Source organism: bacterium, from assembly GCA_035308905.1.
Lineage (GTDB): Bacteria > Sysuimicrobiota > Sysuimicrobiia > Sysuimicrobiales > Segetimicrobiaceae > DASSJF01.
Map to the genome: position 1 here is coordinate 1 of DATGFS010000076.1, position 5,164 is coordinate 5,164.

Genomic DNA, 5,164 nt, shown 5'->3' on the forward strand with positions numbered 1-5,164 from the left:
CCACGGGATAGTCCCGGTTGTAGATCGATTGGACGGCGAGCCGGCCCATGCCGGGCCAGGCGAACACCGTCTCGGTCACGATGGCGCCGCCGAGCAGCGTTCCGAGCTGCAGCCCGGTGATCGTGATGATGGGCAGCGACGCGTTCTTGAGCGTGTGCTTGAGCACCACCGCCGCCTCCGCCAATCCCTTCGCCCGCGCCGTGCGGACGAAGTCGGTCCGCAGCACCTCCAGCATGGCCGAGCGCGTGATGCGGGCGATCGAGGCCATCGTAAAGGCCCCCAGGGTCGCGGCCGGCAGCACGAGATGTGCGAGCCCGCCGCGGCCGGAGGTGGGGAAGAGGTTCAAGCGCAGCGAGAACACGAGGATCAGGAGCACGCCGATGAAAAACGTGGGCGCGGATTGGCCGATCAGCGCGAACCCCATCGCCCCGTGGTCGAGCGGCGAGTTGCGCCGCACCGCGGAGAGGATCCCGATCGGCAGCGCGCAGAGGACCGCGATGACAAACGCCGCGGCCCCCAGCTCGAACGTCGCCGGCAGATAGCCAAGGGCAACCGCCATCGCCGGCTCGCGGAAGTGAATGGATCGTCCGAAGTCGCCGTGCAGGATGTTGCCGAGAAAGACGGCGTACTGCACGAGCAGCGGCCGGTCGAGCCCCAGCTCGTGCCGGACGCGGAAGATCTCGGATGTCGGGGCGTCGGGCGGCAGCAGCAGCGGCGCCGGATCCCCGGACAGCCGCATGACGACGAAGACGACCGAGGAGACGAGCCACAGCGCGACGAGCGTCCGGACGAGCCGGTACGCGAGAAACGCGCCGAAGCCGCGCATCGTGACCCGAGGAGACCCGCGCGGTGCGCCGGACGGCCTAGGCGCGCCGCATGTGGAAGTTGAAGCGCCGGATATCGAGCTGCTGGTTGCCGTTTGGCGTGAAGCTCACGTATTTCTGCATCCCGTAGTCTTCGGACGGCTGGATCACCGGTATCCACGGCAGGTACTGGAGCGCGATCTCGGTCATCCGCTTGTAGTCGCGGTCGCGAAGGCTCTCGTCCACGCTGAAGCGCGCCTCGTCGCCCAGCTTGTCGAACTCCGCCTGCCGCCAGTAATCCTGGGGACCGCCCGGCCCCAGAAGCCGCCACATCATGCCGTCGGGATCCCCGAGCGTGGAGGTCGGGTCCGACCAGAACAGCCCCTTGAAGCTCTTGTCGCGGTTCTTTTCTGCGCGCACCGAGTACTCGATGACCTCGACGACCGCGTTGATCCCGGCGTCCTTCCACATCGACGCGATCGCCTCCGACATCGGCTTGTCGTTGGCCAGATACCCGGACGTCGTCTCGATGATCACCGGCTCGTTCTTGTAGTTGCCTTCCTTGAGCTTGGCCTTCGCCTTCGCGGGATCGTACGGCAGCGGCGGCCGCGACGCATCGTAGTGATTGTCACCCTTCGCAATGAGACTGTTCGGCACCGCGCCGCGGCCCCGCCACAGGTCCTTGACGATCGACTGCCGGTCGATGGCCAGCGAGAGCGCCTGCTTGACGAGCGGGTTGTCGAGCGGCTTCATCTTGGAATTCACCGCGAGCACGTACAGACCGGCATAGGGCACGCCGCGGCCGACCGTGCCGGCGTTCTGGTTGACGCGGTCCCATTGATCCGGCGGCAGCTGCGTGATGAGGTCGGTCTCGCCTTTCAGCACCGACGCCACCCGCGCCGCGGTCTCCGGAATGGGCCGGAAGATCACGCGGTCGACGTCGATCCGGCCGGCCCAGTAATTGGGGTTCGCTTCGAAGACGGCCTTGTCGTCCTTCACCCAGGAGACGAGCCGGATCGGGCCCGTGCCGACCGGCTTGGCGTTGAATTGGTCGGGGCCCACCGCGGTGAGGTACTTCTTCGGCACGATCTGGCCGCCGTAGAACGCGAGGCGCGCCGGGAGCAGCGGGTCCGGCTTCTTCGTGTGGATGATGAGCGACGCCGGCGCCGGGGCGTCGATCCGCTCGATCGTGGTGAACACGGTTGCAACGAGCGTCTTCGCGCCCGGGTTGTAGGTGCGCTCGATCGAGAACTTCGCGTCGTCCGACGTGAACGGATCGCCGTTATGCCACTTGACTCCCTCGAGGAGCTTGAACTCCCACGTCGTCGGGTCCGTGCGCTTCCACTGCGTCGCGAGCGCGGGAAAGAGGCGGCCGTCGGGATGGCGGCTGGTCAGGTTGTCGAAGACGTTGAACGAGGCGCGGATCTCGGTGGACGAGGTGGACATGTGCGGATCGAAGCGCGAGATATCCCCGCCCTGGGCGATCGTCAATTCGCGCTTCTGCGTCGTCTGCGCGGCGGCCGGCCCCGCCCACCCGGCCTGGAAGACTCCGCCCGCCGCCGCGGCCGCCCCGGCGCCCGCGGCCCGGCGGAGGAATTCCCGACGTGACACCCGCGTTGCGATCCTTCCGCGTCGCGCCATACGCCACCCCCGATAATGCCCTGTCTGGCGCAGGACCTCCGGCCGCCTTCTGGGCCTGCGGCGCGGGCCAAAGATGCGCCTCCTGCGTGCTGGCCTGGCGAAGTGGCGGTTCCTGTTCTCCCGCCCGGGTACCCTCTCCTGCCCGTCCGGCGGCCGGATGCGCCGGCCTCACCGCACCGCAAACTCGAGCGGCGGCAGCACCACCGGAGCGGCGCCCGGCAAGCGTCTCCCGAGAAACACGACGCGCGCCTCATACGCGCCGCGACCGACCCGCCGGCCCTGCTGATCGCGCTGGTCCCATCGGATCCGATACGTGACGATGTTGCCCGGCGCGATCGTCAAACTCCCGAGTGCCTGCGCGAACATGCGGCCGCGTGACCATCGCCAGATCTCCCGGCAGTTCTCGCCGTAGAGCACGACGTCGAAGCGCTGTGCGGTCGCGAACGTCAGAGCGACCGCCGACGGTCCGGCATTGCGGATGGTCAGCGCCACGTCGACGGGCGCGGCTGCCGGGTAGATGTCGTCGCGCACGGCGGCCGAATATCGCAGCGGCCCGTCGGCCGCGCCGCCGGTGCGACGGTCGGGCCGGGCGCCCGCCCCCGAAACGGGCTCGATCCGCGCGAGCGGCGCGCACGCGGGCGTGTCGGCGGCCGGCGCCGCGGCCACGACAAGAACCGCCGCTAGGAGCGCGGCCGCGGCGCCTCGCACCGCCGTCCACCTTCGCTGCCGATGCATCACGCGCGCTCCCTCGCTTCGCCGCGGCGATTTGATCGAGCCCCATCGCCGCGTTCGCGGATGACTGCCGCAGGTCCCCGGCAGGATTGAACGTAACTGCCGCGGAAATTCGTTCCAGTTGCTCGATCGACTGCGTCAAACCGGCGGCCGCGGTGTCGTCTCCGCAATGCCGCTGGGCACAACCAAGTTCGATGCTCAGCGTCCAATCGGCGGGGGAGACGGTCGGCGCGGCACTTTGCACCAGCGCCCTTCGCGTGCGGGAACCTCGCCGCCGCGGGCGAGGCATCCTCCGTACCGCCGCCACGCTGCTCCTCGCCGTCGTGCTCGGGACGTCCGCGACCGCCTTCGCCGCCCAACAGCCGACGGAACAGCCCGCCGCGGAGCCGCCGTTCATCGGCGATATGATCGACGACGGGATCAGCCGCTACAACGCGGGGGCGCCGGCCCACGCGCTCGAGATGTTCCTGCAGGCGGCGCAGACCGATCCGGACGCATCGGCGCCGTGGATCTGGGCCGGCATCGCGGCGACCGCCGCCGGCAAGATGCAGGACGCGCCCGAGTACTTCAAGCGCGGCCTCGCGCAGACGCACAGTTCGTTGCAGGATCGGATCATCCGCGGCTGGCTCGCGCGCCTGACGGTCTTCACGACCGCCGCACCGCATCCCGCCAAGCCCGGCACGCCACAGGCAATCGCCGCGCTCGCGCGGGCGACCAACCCGCGGCTGACGACCGCGCAGGCCGAATGGCTCGGCGAGCGGCTTGTGGTCGCGGCGAAGCAGCACCAGGTCGATCCGTGGCTCGTCGCGGCGGTGATCTACGTGGAGAGCCGCTTCAACCAGGCGTCTGTCAGCAGCCGCGGCGCGACGGGGCTCGGACAGCTGATGCCGCACACCGCGCGGGCGGCGGGCATCAACCCGCGCGACGCGTGGGGCAACCTCCTCGGCACCGCGATGACGTTGAGCGCCTGCATCCGCGAGTTCCGCGACTGGCGGCTCGCCCTCGCCGCCTACAACGCCGGCTCGACCGCCGTCTACCGCTACCGCGGCATTCCGCCGTTCGCGGAAACGCGGTGGTACGTGACCGCGGTCCTCGCGATCTACCAGCACATCCGCCCCGAGTAATCGCCCGCGCCGGGATTCCCTCCGCTCCCCGGCGGCCGCGCCGTTTGGCCGCGCCCCAGGCTGGAAAAGCACGTGCATGAGGGGAAGTCTGGAGGGACCGATATGGCTCGACTGCATGACGACCGCCTTCCCATGGCGGTGCTTCCGGCGCACTCCGCGTTTCGCATCCTGCGGTTTGGATTTACGGTCGCGCCGATCGTGATGGGCGTGGACAAGTTCTTCAACGTGCTCGTGACCTGGCCGCATTACCTCGCGCCGATGATCTCGCAGATGCTGCCGGTGTCCCCGGCCACGTTCATGCAGGCCGTCGGCGTGGTGGAGATCATCGCGGGCCTGGTCGTGGCGTTCTATCCGATCGTCGGCGGATGGCTCGTGGCCGCGTGGCTGTGGGCGATCATCGCCAACCTGCTGCTGGTGCCGGGCTACTACGATATCGCGATGCGCGACTTCGGCCTGTCGCTCGGCGCCGTGGCGCTGGCGCGCCTTGCGGCCGCGTTCGCGCTCCCGGCGCAGCGCGGAGCGTTCGGAATCGAGGAACGGCGCCCCGCGGCATAACCGGCAGGTCCCGCGTGGTGCATCGGGATCGGCGGCGCGGTGGGCCGGCCCCCTCGTTTCAGAAGAACCTCCACACTCCGTGCAGGAAGTAGTAGGCCAGCACGCGTGTGCCGTACAAAATAAACCGCATCAGCAGGTAGCTGATCGCCAGCAGCTTCGCGAAGTACGCCGCCCAGAACCGCAGGTCCCGCTTCGACGTCGCCGCGGGCACGGTACCCTCACTGCTCGCAGGCCCGGACGATGGTCCCCACGGTAGAATCGCGGTCCGCCCCGCCGCGGGCGGCGCCGGACACCCAGGTCGTCAGGTCG

At 69.3% G+C, this 5,164-nt stretch carries 6 protein-coding genes; 2 read left to right on the top strand and 4 right to left on the bottom strand.

Going from position 1 to position 5,164, the window contains the following annotated elements; translation table 11 throughout:
• The 3 genes from VKT83_19075 to VKT83_19085 all read right to left on the bottom strand — a co-directional run.
• The coding region (locus VKT83_19075; protein ID HLY24575.1) for an ABC transporter permease at positions 1-826 on the bottom strand (826 nt) is incomplete at its 3' end.
• A gap of 37 nt (positions 827-863) precedes the next feature.
• On the bottom strand, positions 864-2,414 hold the full coding sequence (locus tag VKT83_19080; GenBank protein HLY24576.1) for an ABC transporter substrate-binding protein: 1,551 nt from the start codon (positions 2,412-2,414) through the stop codon (positions 864-866).
• A gap of 198 nt (positions 2,415-2,612) precedes the next feature.
• Positions 2,613-3,179, bottom strand: a complete 567-nt coding sequence (locus VKT83_19085; GenBank protein HLY24577.1) for a BsuPI-related putative proteinase inhibitor — start codon at positions 3,177-3,179, stop codon at positions 2,613-2,615.
• A gap of 191 nt (positions 3,180-3,370) precedes the next feature.
• Between VKT83_19085 and VKT83_19090 the strand changes: the two genes are divergently transcribed.
• Together VKT83_19090 and VKT83_19095 are read left to right on the top strand one after the other, a co-directional pair.
• Entirely contained in the window at positions 3,371-4,300 is a 930-nt protein-coding gene (locus tag VKT83_19090; GenBank protein ID HLY24578.1) for a lytic transglycosylase domain-containing protein, read from the top strand.
• A 102-nt stretch (positions 4,301-4,402) separates the two neighbouring features.
• Positions 4,403-4,855, top strand: a complete 453-nt coding sequence (locus tag VKT83_19095) for a hypothetical protein (protein ID HLY24579.1) — start codon at positions 4,403-4,405, stop codon at positions 4,853-4,855.
• Positions 4,856-4,913: 58 nt separating this feature from the next.
• Here the strand turns inward: VKT83_19095 and VKT83_19100 are convergent, their stop codons facing one another.
• Complete coding sequence (locus VKT83_19100) at positions 4,914-5,066, bottom strand: hypothetical protein (protein ID HLY24580.1); 153 nt, start codon at positions 5,064-5,066, stop codon at positions 4,914-4,916.
• Between the last annotated feature and the right edge of the window lie 98 nt (positions 5,067-5,164).